Here is a 20,060-nt window from a genome sequence, read left to right on the forward strand (position 1 = left end):
GAAAATTATAACATAGATAAGGCTTGAGATTTTAATTCATCGGTAGTTATATTCGATAAATCAACAGGCTTAATATCTCTAAACAACTCTCTATTTTCGCCACTTAGCATAGCAATTATTGCTCTACCAACATGATAAGCAAGATTGCAAGGAACAGCATTGCCTATCTGCTTGTATTTGCTTGCCATACTGCCTTCAAATTCCCAACTATCTGGAAAAGATTGAATGCGAGCATATTCTCTTACCGTTAATGGTCTAGTTTCAGCTGGATGACATCTTTCTGTTTGCCTTTGTGCTGGAGAACATGTGAGAGTTAGTGACGGCTCATTCCACGAGAGTCGCCTTGCCATACCAGTTTTTCCGCCTGGCAAATTGAACGAACCCTTCATGTAATCTTTTTGAACATCCAAAGGAAGATCACGCCAATAGCCTCCAGGAGGCACTAAGTCTAAAACCTTCTTCTTGCTTTCTGGATACGTTGCACCCTCTGATTTTGGGCACTCTCCTATTGCATCCCATAATGTAAGAACATCACTGTTTTCTTTAGGGAATAAAATCGGAATATCTAAATCTTTTCTAACTCCGATTATGACTAATCGCTCACGCTTTTGAGCAACGTCAAGAAATTGAGCGCGCAAAACTTTTAAAGCAACTTTATAGCCCAAACTATCCAAAGTATTTAGCATAACCATAATGGTTTTTCCAGAATCGTGAGTAAGCAATCCGCGAACATTTTCCATCATCAATACTTTTGGCTTAACTTGTTTAATAGCCCGCGCAAATTCAAAGAAAAGTGTTCCTCTTGAATCTTCAAATCCTTTAGACAATCCAGCATACGAAAACGCTTGACAAGGAACACCACCTTGCAATAAGTCAACTTTTCCTCTGTATTTAGAAAAATCAATATTGTGAATATCTTCTTCTACAACATTCCATTCAGGATTATTTTTGCGCAAAGTTGCACACGCATATTTGTCTACCTCATTTAACATTAAATGATTAAAACCAGCGTTACTCATTCCTAGTGCAGTTCCTCCAGCGCCAGCAAATAACTCAATTGACGTAAAGCGAGTTTTATTGTTTTTTAACACAAAAAAATGAGATTTTTTATTTTCACTATGATTTTCATAACGATTTTTAATACGTTCCAAGTCTGAAATTTTGAAAAGTCGTTTGTTGTTTGAATCCCTAACACATATTAAAAGTCCCAGTTTTGCCCAACGTCGTATAGTATCTATAGAAACGCCGATAATACGCGATGCTTGCCCAGCGGTTACATTTGAATCTTTGCTAGGGATAATATTAACAGTGACTTTAGCTTTATGCTCTAGACCTTCTAAGACTTGCGTACTTTTCTTCATAAAAACAGCATACCACAATTCTTGTAACCTTTGCATATGCAATGGTTATGATTCTATAAAATACTAGATACACATAGCTAGTTTAGAAACGCAAAATGTAGCAAAGAAGGCCAAAATGTTGCGCAAGTGTAATACAAAATGATGCACTAACGTAGTACATACCGCACATTAAAATAAACATGTTAGTTTAAATAACGAAGACCAAAAACGTATTGTTAAAAATCGCGAAAAATCGCAAAAACCGTGCGTTAAGGTTTCACTCAAGGGAGATCCCACATGACAGTCAAGATTGGTATTAACGGCTTTGGACGTATCGGCCGTTTGGCATTCCGTCGTATTTTTGAGCTTCAAGCTCGTGGCGGTCAAGCTGGCGATATTGAAGTCGCAGCAATCAACGATCTGACCACTCCTTCAATGCTTGCTTACTTGCTTAAGTACGACAGCACTCATGGCACTTTCCGCCACGACGATGGCACCCCAGTTGAGGTGACTTCCACCGAAGACGCAATCGTAGTAGATGGCAAGACTTACAAGGTTTACGCCGAAAAAGACGCAAACAACATTCCATGGGTTAAGAACGATGGTGTTGAGTTCGTGCTCGAGTGCACTGGTTTCTACACTTCTGCAGAAAAGTCCCAGGCTCACTTGAACGCTGGAGCTAAGAAGGTTCTTATCTCTGCTCCTGCTAAAGACGAAACCACCCCAACCGTTGTGTTTGGTGTAAACCAAGAGATCTTAAAGCCAACCGATAACATTGTGTCTGCTGGCTCTTGCACCACCAACTCCATGGCTGCAATGGTTAAGCTTTTGCAAGATAATTGGGGCATTAAGTCTGGCTTTATGACCACTATCCACGCTTACACTGGCACCCAGATGATTCTCGACGGCCCACGCGGCTCCAAGCCACGCAACAACCGTTCTGCTGCTTGCAACACAATCGAGCACTCCACTGGTGCTGCTAAGGCAATCGGCAAGGTTGTTCCAGAGGTTAACGGCAAGCTTCAGGGTCACGCTCAGCGTATTCAGGTTCCAGATGGATCCGTTACCGAGTTGACTACTGTTCTCGAGAAGCCAGCAACCACCGAAGAAATCAACGAAGCCTTTAAGAAGGCATTCGAAAACTGCGATTACTTTGGCTACAACGCCGATAGCATTGTGTCTTCCGACATTATTGGCGATACTCACGGTGGCGTTTTCGATCCAACTCAGACCGACGTTAACACTGTTGACGGCGTAACCTTGGCTCGTACCGTTACCTTCTACGACAACGAGTACGGCTTTACTGCTAACATGATTCGCACATTGCTTTACTTCGCTGAGATTGCTGAGTAAAATTAGCGAAACAAATAAAGCTAAATAAAGCTACAAACCCCTTGCGGTGACTCATCGCAGGGGGTTTTCGCAACGCATTGCACACGGGGGTAAAAATGGGCAAAAAACATGCTGCAACAGGCAAAGCAACGCCAGCAATCGCACAACTAGAAAACGCTGGAATCACATTCCGCGTTGTTGACTACGAGCACGATGCAGATCACATGGATGACGGCTACGGCATGGAAGCAGCGCAAAAATTAGGCGTAAACGCAGAGCAAGTTTGCAAAACGCTTATGGTAGACACAGGCGAAAAGCGCGTAGTCGGCATTGTGCCAGTAAACGCTCGATTAAGCATGAAGGCGATTGCGAGCGCAGTAAATGCCAAAAAAGCCAGCATGACAAGCCCAGACGTAGCTCAACGAGAAAGTGGCTATGTTGTTGGAGGAATCAGTCCATTTGGTCAGCGCACTCATCACGAAACCGTTCTGGATGCTAGCGTTATGCACTTTGACGAGATTCTTGTTTCTGGAGGAAAGCGCGGACTAGACGTTGTTCTAAATCCAAACGATTTGGTTAGCTTGCTTAACGCAACTGTGGCAAATATTCTAGCTTAAAGCTAGCAAACGTCGTGGCAACGTGCGATAATCCGTAAGGTTGTTCATTTTAATCGTTAGGAGTTTATTATGGGTATGCGTGGACGTAAGCGCAAGGCTCGCCGCAAAAAGGCAGCAAATCACGGCAAAAGGCCAAATGCTTAATGCAAATGCTTAATACGTTTGATTTGCGTATAAATTTGTAACTAAAAGCCCACGGATTTATTACCGTGGGTTTTTTGTTTACGCGATTTTTAATCAAACAACCAAACGACTAAAAAACGCACACAAGGGTCTTCGCTGCATTCTAGGATTATTGCATGGCAAAGAACATAGATGAGTTGCTAGAAGCACTAGAAAAAGCACCGCAGCAAGATAAAAACACAGCATTGTGCAAATCAATGCTGCTTGGCTTCGACACAGAAACAACGGGCGCAATTATTGGCAGTGATTCAATATGCTCCGCAACGCTCGTTTTTAGAGACCCAGCGCGTGGACGTAACAATGACGTTATTGCAACGTGGCTTGTAAACCCGCATAAGCAAATCAACCCTAAAGCAAGCGAAGTAAACGGCTTTACAAACGAGTTTTTGCAAGAAAACGGAGGCGATCCAACTCAAGAAATCGAATTGCTTGGAAGAGCCATTAGCCTTGCACAAAGCAAGAACATTCCACTTCTTGCATACAATGCGCCTTTTGACGTTAAAATGCTAAACCATGATTTGCAAAGATGGAGTCTTGACTCTTTGCAAAATCGCCCAAAAAGCACAATTAATGGCGGCGAGATGCTTATTGTAGACCCGCTTGTTATAGATAGAGCCATTTCTAAGCGAACTGGCAAACGCACACTTACATACACAACGCAGTTTTATGGAATAGAGCCAATTGGCAATTTTCACGATGCTACAGCAGATACAGTTGCTGCAGTTGATTTGATTGAGCCTATAAGCGAGTTGCACGAAAATGTTGCAAATCTTAAGTTATGCGAGATTATGGTTTGGCAGCGAGACGCTTACGCAAAGTGGAAGTTAAGCTTTGATAGCTGGCTTAAGTCTAAAGGAAGACCAGCTAGCGAAGGAAACTGGCTGTAATTAGTAGCGATTATTGTGCAATTTGCGCGCGAAAAAATCGCAAGCAGCCGCACATAAAATAAGCACAACTAAAATAAAACGCAAATAACAAAAATAACACGAAAAACAACACGGAAAAGCGAAATGTCTTTACAAAAATTATCTTTAGACGAAGCATGCAATATTTTGTTAAAGCAAAATCTTTTGCGAGAAATAATACAAAATAAAAGTGCGCAAAAACATGACGATTTAACGCACGAAAACGACCAAACTTGGTCAATAGATGCTAGCGATTTTAGTGCGCACTCAAAGCCGTACAGTCACATAACGTACGATTCGCGCGATATTAAGCCAAACACATTGCTTTTTATTAAGGGCAATTTTAAGCCAGAATACCTTAAAGACGCAGATAAAAATGGCTTAAACGCATACGTTGCGCAGGATTGCTACGCGGATTACACAAATGCGGTTGGATTGATTGTAACAGATGTTCATAAAGCTATGAGCTTACTTTCGGCAGCATTCTTTAACAATCCGCAAGAAAAGCTTACGACTATTGGCATTACGGGAACAAAAGGCAAAACAACCACAGCATACTTTACTCATGCTATTTTGAACGCACATTCTAATGGCAAAGCGGCGCTATTCTCTTCGGTAGACAATTGCTTAGATGGTAAAACATATGTTGAGTCGGACTTGACTACGCCAGAAAGCCTAGATGCGTTTAGAATGATGAGCCAAGCCGTAGAAAATGGCATGAAATACCTTGTTATGGAAGTTTCGTCGCAAGCATACAAAGTCAACCGCGTGTATGGATTGCACTTTAATGTTGCGGCATTTTTGAACATTAGCCCAGATCACATAAGCCCAATCGAACACCCGACTTTTGAAGATTATTTGTATTGCAAGCGTCAAATCGTAAAAAATACGGATGCACTTGTGCTTAATGCGGATTGCGCGCATGCGGATTTGCTTCTTCAAGACGCACAAAAAAATGGCGTAAAAGTCACGACTTTTTCCAGAATACACAAAGAAGAACTAGACGGAAACACTTGTAATTGCACAGAATGCAGCGATTATTCCGATATTCATCCTTACGAAAACAGCGAAAAATACCCAGAGCTTGTTTTGCCAAGATATGTAGCGATACCAGAGTTGCAAGAATCCGATGAATCGCAAGGATTGCAGAGCTCGCAAAATACGCAAAATACGTCAGAGCATTGTATTGCGATCTTAGAAGGCGAAGCTAACGAGTACGTAAATCAAGACATGCCTAATTACAGCGCTATAGACAAATTCAATCTAAAAATCGCAGGCGACTTTAACTACGAAAACGCCACTGCAGCAATCGCAATCGCAAACGCATTAAGCATAAATGAAAACACAGATCAAAAAGCCCTACATGCTATAGAAAACGTTCAAATATCGGGGCGAATGGAAGTCTTTAAAGACACAAAATCCAATACAGTTGCCATAGTGGATTACGCACATAACTACATTTCCACAAAATCTGTTGTCGACTTCGTATACGACAAATACGGTAACAATGATTTTAGAATCACGCTTGTAACAGGATCCACGGGAGACAAAGCCGTTGACAGGAGAAAAGAAATAGTTCAAGCTGCACAAGATCGAATCAACCAATTTGTGTTCACTCAAGAAGACACAAATGTCGAAGACGAAATGGACATTTGCAAATACATGCAATCTTGCGTAACCAATCCAAACGTTGAATCGCGAATTATTATAAACAGAGCTGAAGCTATTGAGTACAGTGTTGAAGAAGCAAGAAAAGATGCTAGAGAGAACAACAGACTAAACATAATACTTGCTATCGGAAAGGGCGACGAACGCTGGATAAAGGTGCACAACAAACATGTTCCTTACGAAGGAGATTCGTTTATTATTAAACGCTTATTTAGCTAAGCACCTCTTTAGCTAAAGTCATTCCGCAAGATTTGGATGAATATTAGCGCGTTGATCCTTTGGCTTCTTTAAGTCTGGATTAACGCGCTCAATCAGCATAGTGCGCGCATCTCCTGCCGTAACAAAGCTGCCGCAAATCAGCACTCCGTGCCCATACCCCACTCCAAGCTCATCGTCTTCGTCAACAAGATTCACTGCCGTTTGAATAGCGTCTGGAAGATCGTCAACGCGAATCACGCGATCTTTGCCAAACACGCCAATCGCAATCTTCTCTAGGTCTTTAGGATCCATCACGCGGTCGCGCCAAGAGTTACGCGTAACAATAATCTTAGTTAAAATCGGCTCAAGAACACCTAAATATTCTTCAACTTGCTTATCTGCCATCATTGCCACAACGCCAATAAGCTGCTCAAAATTATAGTTTTCTTCGATTGTTTTACGAAGAGACTCAGCAGCATTAACATTGTGGCCGCCGTCAATAATAATCGTTGGAGAAGTACGCACTTGCTCAATTCTGCCAGGAACCTTAACTTGACTCAAAGCCTCGGCAACCAAATCGCCGTCTAAAGCGCCATTTACAGGCAGAACAACCTCCGCAGCAGCAAGCGCCGCCAAAGCATTATGCGACTGATGTACACCAAACTTATCTATTGGAACATCTTCATAAGTGCCATTTGGAGTTCGCAAAGTGGCAACTTGACCACCAACAGCTGGAGTGCGCGAAACAACCTCCAGCTCGCCGCTGCCGTCACTAAAGTCGCGCAAAAGCTTGGCATTATTGCGATTTGCCACCTCTTGAATAATCGGCAAAACTTGCGATTCGTGTGGCTGCGGCCCCAAAATCACAGTGCAATTTGGCTTAATAATGCCAGCCTTTGTACGCGCAATCTCTTCAACCGTGTTTCCAAGCCATTGCATGTGGTCCATGTCTACAGGGCCAATAATCGCAGCATCCGCGTTCATAACATTAGTGGCGTCCCATTCGCCGCCCATGCCAACTTCCATCACAGCAACGTCTACAGGAGCGTCGGCAAAGGCCCAAATCGCCATAGCTGTAAGCACTTCAAAAAAGCTCATTCGCGGCTTGCCATCAGCATCCATGCGAGCGTCAACCATGTTTATAATGTCTTTCATTTGATCAAACACGTCAACAAACTGGTCATCGCTAATTTCTTGGCCGTCAATCATAATTCGCTCATTTACGCGTTGCAAATGCGGCGAAGTGTAAAGACCCGTGCGCAAACCGTACGCGCGGCAAATCGCCTCCGCCATGCGCGCCGTGGAGCCTTTGCCGTTTGTGCCAGTAATGTGAATCACGTGCATAGACTGCTCTGGATGCCCCAAAATATCGAGGATTAAGCGCATTCTATCTAAATCAAGATTTGTCTTGTTATGCTCTGGAGCGCGGCTCATAATATCTCGCTCAACGTCAACAATTCGCTCATTGGTGCGATTTGGATGTTCCATCGACATTTTGTGCTCCCATTTTTGATTTACGTTTTCGGATTTACGTTTTCGGATTTACGTTTCGCTCATTTTTCCAACTATCTAGATTAATAACTGTAGTGTTTTTGTACCTGATTTACGGCGTGTCGTGATACAAAAAGCGGAAATAGCGTTTGCGTTGAATAATCGGTTTTATAGCGCGTTATAGATTTCTGCAATAGTCAAAAACGTTACAAATCGCACAAAACTAGCGCATAAAGGCGTGTTAGTGGCGATTAAATGGTAAAGTACACGTTGGCGTTTCTGCCCAGGCTGCGTAGGTCGAGAAACGCTCAAAGAAATTACAATGCGCAGCAATCAATAGTTAGGAACACTAATGAGTGATATTCTAAACAACGAATCCGCAAACAATCAAAGCGAAGAAAACGCACAATACTCCGCACAATCCGAAACTCCAATAACCGACAAGGCTCGTGCAAACGCAAATCCTGCACCAACAACAATCGCAAGTCTTAAATGGCGCGTTGCAGATATATCGCTCGGCGCCGCTCTAGCCGCCTTGTTTGGCATAATCTACTGGGGCTTTACAATTGTGTTCTTCTCCCAAATCTCCCCTATTTTGCGCACTGTTTTGCCTGGATTTGGCAGCATTTTGCACGGCGTTTGGTACATGTCTGGTCCGCTTGCTCTTCTTTTAATCCGTAAGCCTGGTGCTGCAATTTACGTAAACGTTGTTGGTGCCGTGTTTGAGAACATTCTTGGCCAGCAATTCTCTGCGTTTATGGTTTTAGCTTCTGCCGCTTTGCAAGCCGTATTTAGCGAGCTTCCTTTTGCTATTGCTCGCTACAAAAAATACAATCTTACTTTAAGCGTAATTTCTGGCACGCTTACCGCTCTTGAATATGGCATTTACTTGATGTTTGTGGTTTACCAGGGCAAGAGCGCAAACTATCTTACAATTCACATGATTTGCGAGCTTATAAGCGGCTTTGTTATTGCTGGAATTGTTCCTTGGATTCTATTCGTTGCAGTTCGTAAGACTGGAGCTTTAAGCAATTTTGCTTCTGGAAGAGACCAAGAAGTAGTAGCGTAGCTATTTGCTCTAAAGCTGCTTGCGACTTGTCTTGCGCGCACTCATGCGATTTTGCTCGCTAAACAATGCGCTAATCGTAGCGTGAATCGCAGCATGTTAAACAGCGTGTTAAACGTTTATGGGTATGTGCTAATCTAGTCGTTGCTAACTTTGTTAGCGTGGGGCTTTAGCTCAGTCGGTTAGAGCAACGGACTCATAATCCGTCGGTCCAGGGTTCAAGCCCCTGAGGCCCCACTAAATAACTCAAAATGGCTTTATTTCAACGTTTTCAGCAAGTCGCAAACAGTAACGACACACCAAACGACACACCTGAACCACTATGTTTAAGCGTATTTAAGCGATTAAACTGCTCTTAAAACCGTGTGTGACACGCCAAAAAGAACCTACTTCTATTATATCATTTTCACAAAAAGTTAAGAGTATAAAAAATTACCCCCCGCATGGAGCGAGGGGTAATTACTAATTTTCAACTTGTATTCTCAATTAGAGAATACTTTGAGCATATTGCGCGCCACTTATTTTCAGTAGTAGTGTCGTCCAGGATTTTGCCGCGGCCGTCCAGCTCTTAGGAGCCTTACAGCAGTATCAATGTCTGGCGCATCATCTGCTGCGCGCATAAACATTGCTTGAATCATCTGCTCGGATTCTTTGCCATCATAGTGCTTAGCCTTATTATCGTCCCAAACAAAATCAGCCATGAGCATACCTTCTATTCTTACAGCCTACAGTCCTGCTTTAGAAAGATAGTCTGGGATTTCGCTCGGGTACTCTGGCCACGCTCCTGCTTGAGTGCAAACGTACGCAGCAGTGTTGATTGCAGCACGATGCGCGTCTTTAAGCGAATCGCCAGCTAAAATCCTTGCAGTAAACGTGCCAGAGAATGAGTCTCCAGCACCAACCGTGTCGTTAACTTCCACATGAGGAGTTGGGTAGGTAGAGCTTTCGCCATTCTTAGTAAAGATTGCGCTAAAAGTAGATCCGCCAGTCAAAATCACGTAATCCAAACCATAGCGAGCTTGGAACCATTTGCAAGCCTCATTGTCGGAAGTTTCGCGAATATTGAACATATCTCTAAGAAGAAGCAGCTCGGAATCGTTAAGCTTAAAAACAGTTGCCTCTTTAAGAAGAGCGTCAATCAAATCCTTTGAATAATGATCGCTACGAATGTTTATGTCGAAGAACTTCATGGCGTTTGGCTTTGCATGCTTTAAAAGCTCCAAAACAGTATCGTGTGTTTCTTGCGATCTTAAGCTAAGAGTTCCAAAGCAAATCGCGTCTGCTTTGCTAACAAGATCCACAAGTTCGCGCGTATAAACAATATGATCCCACGCAATGTTTCGCACAATCGTGTACTCTGGAATGCCATTTCTAAGCGAAACATCTACCGTACTAGTTGGCCAAGCATTGCGCTGAATAACGTGCTTAATCCCTGCTTTTTCAACTTCTTCAACAAGTTCATTGCCAAGAGAATCTTCTCCAACAGCACTAATAACGTAGCTTTCTGCACCATTGCATTGCGCGTGATACGCAAAATTCGCTGGAGCACCTCCAACTCGTTTTCCTTGGGGAAGCAAATCCCAAAGTAGTTCTCCAAGTGAAAGAACGATTGGCTTAGTCATTGTATTCCTTTCGAGAGTATCGATGATTTTGGCTGCGACTCGTTAATCAACATCTTTATTGCAACAAGTCACATAAATGCATAAAACACAAATGTATAAAACGCATGAAACATATAAAGCATATGCAGCACACAAGCCACATAAGCCGCAATAAAGTAATGTTGTTATAACAACTAAGTGCTATAACAACATTATTGCGTAAAGATTAGATAATTAATTTAGATGATCTTAGATGATTCTAGATAATCCTAGATAATCCTAGACAATCTTAGACAATCCGTTTAGATAGCAGCACACTATTTAGCAGCGCGCTGAGCCATCCAAGCTTCAACATCTTCGATTTGCTTAGGAATATCGATAGAAAGCCATTCAGGACCATTCTCCGTCATCAAAACATCATCTTCAATGCGGATTCCGATTCCGCGCATTTCTGGCGGAAGCATAAGATCATTGGCAGCAAAGTACAAGCCAGGCTCGATTGTAAAAATCATTCCTGGAGTAATCTTCGCACCCTGATAAGCCTCGTAGCGAGCTTGAGCGCAATCGTGAACATCTAGACCCAAGTGGTGAGCAACACCACACGCATGCCAGCGACGATGCTGCTGACCTTGCGGAGAAAGCGATTCCTCAACGCTAACTTTTAGAATGCCCCACTCGTGCAAATGCTCTGCAAGCACGCGCATGCAAGCGTGGTGAATATCGCTGTAGGTAGCACCTGGCTTAGCAGCCTCAAAACCAGCTTGCTGAGCGTCGAGAACGCACTGGTAAAGCTTCTTTTGCAAATCCGTAAACTTGCCATTGGTTGGGAAAGTTCGCGTAATATCTGCTGTGTAAAGGCTGTTAACTTCTACGCCAGCGTCAATCAAAAGAAGATCACCGCTAGAAACCACGCCCGTGTTGCGCATCCAGTGCAAAATTGGAGCGTGCTTGCCAGAAGCAACAATTGTATCGTAGCCAACTTCGTTTCCAACTTCTCGAGCAACGGAGTTAAAAGCGCCTTCAATCATGCGTTCAGAATGATCCTTGCCCAAAGCTTGAGGCAAACGCGTAAGCATGCGATCAAAGCCTAACTTTGTAGCAGCAACAGCTTTGCGCATTTCGCAAATCTCGTAGGCATCTTTAAGCATTCGCGCTTCGGCAGCCACTTCGTGCAGCTTATCGTCTGCAGCAATGTTAGCATCTTCGTCGCTAAATCCACTCGCTTCTCTTAAAGCATCTACGCGCGCAGTTAGATCAGCATCCGACTCGCGCACAATTCGCACGCGCACGCTTTCGGCAGCGCTATTATCGTCGCTAACGTTTTTTGCAATCGCGTCGTCAAGCTCGGCAATATCGCGCGTTTCAATGCCAGTCATAGCCTTAAGCTCTTTAAGTCCTGCGCGAGGACCAACCCAGTATTCGCCGTAGTGTGGGTCTTTATAGAATGCTGCAGTGCTATTGTCTGCGCGAGGTGCCACAAAAAGCTGCGGAACGTGGGTTTTGCCCGCCGCTTCCTCTTCGCTGCCTGCTTGCACTGGCTCAAGCACAAGAACAGCGCCTGCCTCGTAATCCTGACCCAAGCCAGTGTAATATGCGAAAGTCGTGTCTGGCCTAAAAGCGTAGTCGCAATCGTTATTGCGCACTTTTGGCTGGCCTGCTGGAATAACAAGGCGCTCGCCTGGGAATCGCTTGCCAAGCGCCTCTAGACGCACTGGTGTGTATTTCGACGATTCAAGCGGTTCGATTTGAGGCTCCTGGTTATCCCAGCCGCTAGTCATAAACTCTTTAAAGGAATCGCTGTTTGGTCGCAAAGATCGATTGTTTACGCGGTCTTGCGCTTTTTGCGTACCATCCGCGTTTAGTTGCTCACCATGTATTGTTGGCGTTGATTGATGCATATCTTCTGCCATCTTGCGACTCCTTGAGTTTAATCTTAATCAACTTAATCTTAATCAACTTAGATTCAATCTACATTTCCCTATTTTCTTATTAGGAATGTACATTGAAAATTGCTATTTGATTGCAAAAAACTAGAGCGAAGCGTTGTAATGCTGCACTTTAAGCGTGCGTCGAGAAGAATCGAGCTTGCCGAGCACCATGCGCCGCAAAGCTTGATCCGCATCCTTATGCTCATCAAGCCAGCTTTGCCCGCGCTCAACCAACTCGTCTACATCCGCATAATTTGGATACAAGCCTTCAATCAAAGTTTCCGCCATATGGAATGTGCGATTCTTCCAAATCCACTCAACTTCCGCAAAGTAGCGCTCAACATAAGGCTTAACCAAATCGCCTTTAGCAGTGCTTGCAAATCCAGCAACCACAGCACCCATTTGCATATTAGTCAAATCAAGATTACGCAAAGCCTGTTCAAAAGCCCAATCCTTAGCTTCTGCAGTTGAGCGAGCAGCACGAGCCTGGTATGCGTATTCACGATTCTCGGTAGTATCGCGCTTTTTAAGTTCCGCGTCAATTCCAGCTTCGTCCAAAGCATTTACGCCTGCGAGCGCAATCAAAATGCTCCAACGCAAGTCGTTATCTATTTCCAAGCCTTCTAAGCTCACAGAACCGTCAAGCAATCCGTTAGCGATTTGTACAAACTCAGCATCTCCAACTTCGCCGTATCCAAGATAAGCCTTTAGCAACTGGAATTGCTCGTCGGAGCCTGCCGAAGCTGCCAAAGCCAACTGCCATAGTTCATGAGCAACATGCTTTGCGACTTCTGCTTGGCGCTCAGGCACCACGTAGTGGCTTGCAGTTACCTTTACTTGACCAAGAGCATAGCGGAAAGTCGTAGATTCGCGCTCAGTTGCCAAGGCCTTAAGGCTAAGCTCCACAAAGCGCTCTGCTGGGAATTCCGCGTCGCGAGTCATATCCCACAGTGCAAGCCAAATAAGAGAGCGCGTCAAAGAATCCTTAAAGCGGTAAAGATTTTCGGCAGCAAACTCAAGCGACTTTGCGTCAAAACGTAGCTTTGTGTAAGTCAAGTCGTCGTCGTTTACAAGAATAAGCGCAGGCCTTTGCAATCCGCGCGCTTCCGCCACTTCCGTCACTTCGCCATCAACATCTAGTTCGATTCGCTTTGTGCGCACAATCTCGCCACTTGCTTCGTCCACATTGTAGAATCCAACAGCCAAGCGATGCGCGCGCAAAACTGGATGCTCAACTGGGGCGCTCTGACGCAAACGCAAGGAAGCAATAGTACCGTCTTCAGCTTCTTCGACTTCTGTAGAAATCGTGTTAATTCCAGCCTTTTCAAGCCATTGCGCACTCCAAGACTTAAGATCGCGTCCGCTTGTAAGCTCCAACTCGTGCAACAAATCAGCCAAAGTTGCGTTACTATAAGCGTGCTTGCTCAAATAGTTGTGAATTCCTTCAAAGAACTTTTCGCGGCCAACATATGCTACAAGTTGCTTCAAAACAGAAGCGCCCTTTGCGTAAGTAATGCCGTCGAAGTTAACGGAAGTGTCGTTCAAATCGTTGATTGGAGCCACGATTGGATGCGTTGTTGGAAGCTGATCTTGATTAAGCGCCCAACTCTTTTCGCCAGAATTAAATGTGCTCCAAGCGTCGTGCCATTCGGTTGCTTCAGCCGTTGCAAGCGTAGACGTAAACTCAGCAAAAGACTCGTTGAGCCAAAGATCGTTCCACCACTTCATAGTTACGTAGTCGCCGAACCACATGTGTGCAAGCTCGTGCAAAACTGTTACAACGCGGCGCTCAGCATAAGCGTCTGTAACTTTGGACTCAAACACGTATTGGTCGCGAATTGTAACCATACCAATGTTTTCCATAGCTCCAGCGTTGTATTCTGGCACGTAAATCTGATCGTACTTTGCGTACGGATATGGCACTCCCCAAGTCTTAGCGTAGAAAGCAAAGCCCTTCTTTGTAATGTCAAACAAGTAGTCAACATCTTTTGCAAAAGCGTCTTTAAGTGCCTGACGGCAGTACATTGCCATTGGAACTACGCGGCCGTCCTCATTGTTGTAAGACGTGTGCCATTCGGCGTAAGGACCTGCGCAAATCGCAGTTAAGTAGGAGCTCATTTTTGGAGTTGACTCAAACACCCAGCGCTTCATGCCTTCTACAGCGCCATTTTCCAAAGTGCCATCTTCCGTCTTGCGCCCTTCAATCGCAGTTTCGCTTTTAACTGGCATGTTGGAAGTAACAATCCAACTTTCTGGAGCATCCACACTAAAGTCAAAAACAGCCTTCAAATCTGGCTGGTCAAACACTGCATAAACGCGGCGAGCGTCTGGAACCTCAAATTGCGTGTAAAGGTAAACGTTGCCGTCGGAAGGATCAACGCTTCTGTGCAAGCCTTCGCCCGTGTTGGAATATTGGCAATTTGCTACAACTTCTACTGTGTTGTGCTCAGCCAAATTTGCAAGCTCGATGCGACTATCTGCAAAAACCTTAGAAACGTCAAGAGAAACGCCATTAAGCACAACGGATTCAACACTGTTTGCAATCAAATCGAGGAAGCTTGTTCCACCAACTTTTGCGCCAAACTCAATTTTTGTGTGCGACTTAAAATCGCGGCCACCCTTGCCTAAATCAAGTGCAACAGTGTAGTGAATTGGCATTTGGATAGCGCTAAAACGTTCCGCAGCTTCTACGCGAGTCAGATTTGCTCCTGGCATATTAACTTCCTTTTGTGTTTATTGTGTATTTACTTGTGTATTTATGGTGATTTTACTTTATTTATGATTTTTACGTGGCTCTTATCGCTTGACTAGTCCTTGACTAATCACTTGACTAATCCTTTTGCGCAAGATCCGCAACAACAGGCACAATCATTGGCTTTCTACGCAACGCGCGCGCAATCCAACTTCCAAGCGTTCTTCGCATAATCTGCTGAAGCTTGTGCGTGTCTTTCTCGCCGTGCATCATGGCATCTTGAAGCTGGAAAACAATCTGAGATCGAACCTTTTCAAAATCAGATTCGTCTTCTGCAACAGCATTCAAGTAAATCTTTGGACCTGCTACAACGTCTGCGCTATCTGTATTTACAACTACAAAACTAGACACAAAGCCTTCCGTACCAAGGATTCTGCGCTTTTCCAGCTCTTCGTCTGTAAGCTCTCCAACGGAATCGCCGTCAACGTACACGTATCCGCATGGAACAGAGCCAACAACAGCAGCATTTCCGTGGTACAAGTCCACAACATCGCCATCTTCTGCCAAAACAACATTCTTAGGGTCCACGCCCGTTTTAACAGCAATCAAACCGTTTGCAACAAGATGCCTGTGTTCTCCGTGGATTGGCATAGCGCACTTTGGCTTAACAATGTTGTACAAATAGAGCAACTCACCCTCGTTGCAATGACCAGATACGTGGATTGCAGCATTGTCTTTGTTGATTACGCGAGCGCCCATTTGCACAAGCTTGTTAATAACCTTATAAACTTCGTGCTCGTTTCCTGGAATTAGAGAGCTTGCAAGAATAACGGTATCGAACTCGTTAACTGTAATATCTTTGTGTATTCCGTCTGCGATTCGTCCAAGTGCTGCCATTGGCTCGCCTTGAGATCCTGTGCACATATAAACAAGCTTATCGTCTTGAATATCTTTTGCTTGCTTTAGATCTACAACAGTATTTTCTGGAATATGCAAGTAGCCAAGATCGGCCGCAATCGACATATTTCTAACCATTGATCGCCCAACAAACACCACTTTTCGACCATACTTGTGCGCAGCATCTACGACTTGCTGAACGCGGTGAACGTGGCTAGAGAAGCTTGCTACGATTATCTTGCGCGATGCGTTAGCAAACGCTTGATCCAAAGCCGGTCCAATAGTGGTTTCTGGCTTAACAAATCCTGGAATCTCAGCGTTTGTGGAATCAGCCATTAATAGGTCAATTCCTTGCTCGCCAAGCTTTCCGAATTCAACTAAATCAGTAAGCCTATGGTCTAGTGGAAGCTGATCTAACTTTATATCTCCAGTGTCTATAATCGTTCCCGCTGGCGTTTTTACGCATACAGCAAGAGCGTCTGGAATCGAGTGCGTTACGCTAATAAACTCCAAATTGTATGGGCCAACTTTTAGCTTTGAGCGGCCTTCTACCTGAATTGTTTTTGGCTTAATCTTGTGTTCTTCGCACTTTGCTTCAACAAACGCAAGAGTGAGCTTAGACCCGATTAGCGGAATATCTGGGCGCATTTTAAGCAAATACGGCACGCCGCCAATGTGGTCTTCGTGGCCGTGAGTTAAAACTAGCGCGTCTACTTTATCTAGTCTGTTTTGAATGTAGTGGAAGTCTGGCAAAATCAGATCCACGCCTGGCTGCTCTTCTTCTGGGAAAAGCACTCCGCAATCTATAAGCAAAATATGGCCGTTATATTCAATAACGTTCATATTTCGGCCAATTTCACCCAATCCACCAAGCGGAACGATTCGCATTGACCCCTTGCGATACTTTGGAGGCGCAACAAGCGCGCCCTCTCGCTGATCATTTACCACTGGCGGAAGCGCATTGTAAGTGGCTTTAGAGCTTTTAGGAGACTTAAATCCTTTAGATGCCCTACTCACCTTATTCGATTCAGAGTCTTTAGTTTTTTTAGTTTTTGTATTTTTATTTGTAGTTTTATTTTCTTTTTTCACAGTTTTTGTTGACTTTTTATTGTTTATATCTGAGGATTGAGGAATTTTTACAGAGTCTACAATCTCTGCAAGAATCTCATCCGTCGATTGCATCGTTGTATCACTCATCTGCTCTATTGTAGCGTTAAGCCTCAACGGATTTACAAAACTGCGACTTCGCACGTCAACAAAAGCGGCAATCACAAAAATGCCGTAAAAAATAAAAGTCGAAAATATTAAGCTAAATCTAATGCTCTAGCAATCAAATACTCTAATGCACTCTAGTGCTTGCCGTATTTTTTCCAAATCTTAATTCCAATACCAACAAGAACAACCACGATTGCAAAAATCATGGAGCCAAGTATTGCAGAACCTGATTGAATGTTAGCAAATCCAGATGCCGAGCAAATAAGTGAACCAAACATTACGCACCTTCTAAAATTCTTGTTTCTCATTTTTATTAGAGAAAATCAATTATCTCTAATTCTACAATACTTTTCTTCAAAAGATAATCTCTATATACAATCGCAAAAAATCGTAAAAACAATCACATCGCAATAGACGCGACTAATCTGCGCGAAAACTTTTCCGCACTTTGTACCACATTTGACCCAAAACACGTACAAACACGGGAAAACAAAACAACATCGGCAAACTTTGACGCCATAATGTAGACTAGAAAGACACTCAAAAATCAATCATGCTAAACATGCTAAACATGCTAAGCGCGTACAAATTTAAGGGAAGTGAATATGTCATCGCAATCGGCGCAGCAAAAGTCTTCGCCTATGTCAAACTACGCAAAATTGTTCTCTTTTGAAGGAACACGAGCGTTTTGCATATCTGGAGCAATAGCAAGGCTGCCTATTTCGATGATGGGCTTAGGAATTGTTCTAGCCTTAAACCACATTTATAATAATTGGACAATTGCAGGCACTATGAGCGCCGCATACGTGCTATCGCAAGCAGCCGTAACGCCATTATATGCAAAGCTTTTTGATAGATTCGGCCAGCGAAAAGTGGGTGTAATCGCCCTAAGTGCGCAAGTTGTTTGCATGCTGTCGTTTGCAACCGCCGCACTTTTCCACATACCTTTGCCAATACTGTTTGCGCTTGCAATTTTAATGGGTGTTACACAATTTGCGTTCGGCGCGCTTGTTAGAACTCGCTGGGCATACACTCTTAAAAGTCAAACTGACGACACGCTGCTAAACGTTGCATACGCGCTGGAATCTGGAATCGACGAGATTGTGTTTATATTCGGACCAATTCTTGCAGCGTGGCTTGCCACTAGCGTTCACCCTGTATCTCAGCTTTTTGTGCCAGTTTTGGCAAGCGGACTAGGCGGAGCATGGTTCTTGTCACTTAAAAACACGCAACCTGCGGTTGTTAAAATTGTGCAAGTAGAAAGCGCACCCGCAAATGATGAAGATGTGCGAGCTGCGCTGGAAAATGGCCCTTACCGTACATCGGAAGACTCGGCGGAAGACTCGTCAAAAAATGGCAAGAAACTAATCGCAAAAAATCTTAGAGATAGGCTTTCACTAAAACAGCTGAGGAACACAAATCGCAAAAACAAGTCAAAAAACGTGCTTCTATACCGCGGAATTATACCGCTTGTTGTTATGTTCCTTGTTTTTAACATGAGTTTTAGCGCCTTTGACGTATCTGTTACAGCAGCAATGCGCGCACAAGGATTAGACAAACTGATCGGCTTGCAACTTGCGCTGTTTGCATGCGGGTCTTTAGTTGGAGCCGTTATTTTTGGCTCGCATAAATTCCGCGGTTCTAATTGGTCTCATCTAATCGTGTTTCTAAGCCTGCTTACCATTGGCTTTATTCTTATGAACATTAACATAGATAGACTTGTGCTTCTAAGCATTTTTGAGCTTTTAAGTGGATTATGCGTTTCGCCGATTTTTGCAACTGGAAACCTTATTGTTAAAGACACGATTCCAGAGCATTCGCTTACCGAAGGATTATCTTGGCTGCCAACAGCATCGGCTACTGGCGCTTCGCTTGGATCCATGGTTGCAGGCTTTGCGATTGACGCGTGGAGTTCGCACGGCGGAATGATGGTTCCGTGGATTTCTACGCTTGTTGCGATTCCAATCGCGTCAATTGGGTGGATTATTGTAACGCGCAAGCGCAGCTAATACGCGCAAGCATTCTTCCGTATTTTGTACGCGCGACGACCTGCCTGAGCACTTAGAGCGTAGCGTGCGAGGGCAATTCGGAGCGCTGAGCCGCTCAAGGCAGAAGCATTGCTTCTGCGCGGCGAAGACGTTCGCGCGCTTAGACCGCGCGAACGATTGGCCAAATTTGGTACAAAAAGCGGAGTTAATCAACGCGATTGATGCGTGCGTCTGGTGCGGTTTACAAACGGCTCGCCCGAGTATATGTACAAGTCCTCAACAAGGTCTTTTACGCGATCCGCATACTTTTCGTGATCTTTTTTAGCCCACGTAGCATCTCGCCTAAGCCCGTGATAATCGTAAAAACTAACATCGCAAGCCGTGTCTGTGTGCAAAAAGTAGCGGTTCACTCCGCGGCTGCGCAAATGTTGCATTGTGCGCTTCCACAATCCGCCGCCGACTCCGTGCCCGCGAGCGTCTGGAGAAACAATAAAAAGCTCCAACTCTGCCTGAGTCAAGTCGTTTATATGGCTCATCGCCTCCAACTTGCGCTCAATCTGACCCATTGAAATCGCAGAATCCAGCGCTTTTACGTGCAAAGAATCGTCTTTGCTAGACATCTTTGCTTCTTGCTCTTCTAGCATCTTCTGAACTTGCTTAAACAGCACTTTATCTCCGTACACGCGCGCAAGAAGCAGCCCCATAAATTTGCCGTTTATTGTTGCAACAGTTCCGTAAGTAGAAGGCTCCAAATAGTGCAGCACGAATCGCCTAGAAAGATTGCGCGAAGCGTCTGCTCCAACAGCATTCGCAATCCCCCATGTGCGCTCGTATTCTTCTACGATTGCGTCAATGTCGTTAATTTTAACTGGACGAAACTCAACCGTCATTTTGTCCTTCTTTTACTTTTACTAACTTTACTTTTACTAACTTAAATCG

The 20,060-nt window shown here is 44.2% G+C and carries 16 protein-coding genes and 1 tRNA gene; 8 read left to right on the plus strand and 9 right to left on the minus strand.

Going from position 1 to position 20,060, the window contains the following annotated elements; genetic code table 11:
* Positions 1 to 5: 5 nt before the first annotated feature.
* Positions 6 to 1,397 carry a DNA (cytosine-5-)-methyltransferase gene (gene dcm, locus NYP65_RS03170; RefSeq protein ID WP_018637527.1) on the minus strand — a complete coding sequence of 464 codons (1,392 nt, stop codon included), beginning with the start codon at positions 1,395 to 1,397 and terminating at the stop codon, positions 6 to 8.
* Positions 1,398 to 1,637: 240 nt separating this feature from the next.
* On the opposite strand from dcm, the gene gap reads away from it, so the two are divergent.
* The 5 genes from gap to NYP65_RS03195 all read left to right on the plus strand — a co-directional run bounded on the left by gap (position 1,638) and on the right by NYP65_RS03195 (position 6,264).
* Positions 1,638 to 2,693 (plus strand): type I glyceraldehyde-3-phosphate dehydrogenase, encoded by a 1,056-nt coding sequence (gene gap / locus NYP65_RS03175; protein WP_016636398.1) that lies wholly within the window; start codon positions 1,638 to 1,640, stop codon positions 2,691 to 2,693.
* Between the two features lie 95 nt (positions 2,694 to 2,788).
* The gene (gene ybaK, locus NYP65_RS03180) at positions 2,789 to 3,289 is read left to right on the plus strand and encodes a Cys-tRNA(Pro) deacylase (protein ID WP_004130002.1); all 501 of its coding nucleotides are present in this window, start codon (positions 2,789 to 2,791) and stop codon (positions 3,287 to 3,289) included.
* Positions 3,290 to 3,358: 69 nt separating this feature from the next.
* Positions 3,359 to 3,433: a 50S ribosomal protein bL37 gene (locus NYP65_RS03185; RefSeq protein WP_369803150.1), complete on the plus strand. Its 75-nt coding sequence runs from the start codon at positions 3,359 to 3,361 to the stop codon at positions 3,431 to 3,433.
* Between the two features lie 155 nt (positions 3,434 to 3,588).
* Positions 3,589 to 4,359, plus strand: coding sequence for an exonuclease domain-containing protein (locus NYP65_RS03190; protein WP_116689734.1), 771 nt, complete (start codon positions 3,589 to 3,591; stop codon positions 4,357 to 4,359).
* Between the two features lie 123 nt (positions 4,360 to 4,482).
* Positions 4,483 to 6,264, plus strand: a complete 1,782-nt coding sequence (locus NYP65_RS03195; RefSeq protein WP_116689735.1) for a UDP-N-acetylmuramoyl-L-alanyl-D-glutamate--2,6-diaminopimelate ligase — start codon at positions 4,483 to 4,485, stop codon at positions 6,262 to 6,264.
* 18 nt (positions 6,265 to 6,282) lie between these two features.
* On the opposite strand, the gene NYP65_RS03200 is transcribed toward NYP65_RS03195, so the two are convergent.
* Positions 6,283 to 7,737, minus strand: a complete 1,455-nt coding sequence (locus NYP65_RS03200) for a bifunctional folylpolyglutamate synthase/dihydrofolate synthase (protein ID WP_032815748.1) — start codon at positions 7,735 to 7,737, stop codon at positions 6,283 to 6,285.
* 349 nt (positions 7,738 to 8,086) lie between these two features.
* On the opposite strand from NYP65_RS03200, the gene NYP65_RS03205 reads away from it, so the two are divergent.
* Together NYP65_RS03205 and NYP65_RS03210 are read left to right on the plus strand one after the other, a co-directional pair.
* On the plus strand, positions 8,087 to 8,803 hold the full coding sequence (locus NYP65_RS03205) for an ECF transporter S component (protein ID WP_116689737.1): 717 nt from the start codon (positions 8,087 to 8,089) through the stop codon (positions 8,801 to 8,803).
* A 160-nt stretch (positions 8,804 to 8,963) separates the two neighbouring features.
* A tRNA-Ile gene (locus NYP65_RS03210) sits at positions 8,964 to 9,037 on the plus strand.
* Positions 9,038 to 9,324: 287 nt separating this feature from the next.
* On the opposite strand, the gene NYP65_RS03215 is transcribed toward NYP65_RS03210, so the two are convergent.
* The 6 genes from NYP65_RS03215 to NYP65_RS03240 form a co-directional block, all read right to left on the minus strand.
* The gene (locus NYP65_RS03215; protein ID WP_155237437.1) at positions 9,325 to 9,501 is read right to left on the minus strand and encodes a hypothetical protein; all 177 of its coding nucleotides are present in this window, start codon (positions 9,499 to 9,501) and stop codon (positions 9,325 to 9,327) included.
* Between the two features lie 24 nt (positions 9,502 to 9,525).
* Complete coding sequence (locus NYP65_RS03220; protein ID WP_004132728.1) at positions 9,526 to 10,422, minus strand: carbohydrate kinase family protein; 897 nt, start codon at positions 10,420 to 10,422, stop codon at positions 9,526 to 9,528.
* A gap of 296 nt (positions 10,423 to 10,718) precedes the next feature.
* Positions 10,719 to 12,299, minus strand: coding sequence for an aminopeptidase P family protein (locus NYP65_RS03225; protein WP_415704743.1), 1,581 nt, complete (start codon positions 12,297 to 12,299; stop codon positions 10,719 to 10,721).
* Between the two features lie 132 nt (positions 12,300 to 12,431).
* Positions 12,432 to 15,044: an aminopeptidase N gene (pepN, locus tag NYP65_RS03230; RefSeq protein WP_473410600.1), complete on the minus strand. Its 2,613-nt coding sequence runs from the start codon at positions 15,042 to 15,044 to the stop codon at positions 12,432 to 12,434.
* Positions 15,045 to 15,159: 115 nt separating this feature from the next.
* Positions 15,160 to 17,115: a ribonuclease J gene (locus tag NYP65_RS03235; RefSeq protein ID WP_032843039.1), complete on the minus strand. Its 1,956-nt coding sequence runs from the start codon at positions 17,113 to 17,115 to the stop codon at positions 15,160 to 15,162.
* 152 nt (positions 17,116 to 17,267) lie between these two features.
* Complete coding sequence (locus NYP65_RS03240) at positions 17,268 to 17,411, minus strand: hypothetical protein (protein WP_004132738.1); 144 nt, start codon at positions 17,409 to 17,411, stop codon at positions 17,268 to 17,270.
* A gap of 327 nt (positions 17,412 to 17,738) precedes the next feature.
* Between NYP65_RS03240 and NYP65_RS03245 the strand changes: the two genes are divergently transcribed.
* Positions 17,739 to 19,142, plus strand: a complete 1,404-nt coding sequence (locus NYP65_RS03245; RefSeq protein ID WP_102704921.1) for an MFS transporter — start codon at positions 17,739 to 17,741, stop codon at positions 19,140 to 19,142.
* Positions 19,143 to 19,330: 188 nt separating this feature from the next.
* Here NYP65_RS03245 and NYP65_RS03250 read toward each other — a convergent pair whose 3' ends face one another.
* Positions 19,331 to 20,011, minus strand: coding sequence for a GNAT family N-acetyltransferase (locus NYP65_RS03250; RefSeq protein WP_472781484.1), 681 nt, complete (start codon positions 20,009 to 20,011; stop codon positions 19,331 to 19,333).
* Positions 20,012 to 20,060: the final 49 nt, after the last annotated feature.

It is taken from the genome of Gardnerella sp. c12Ub_1, from assembly GCF_055804375.1.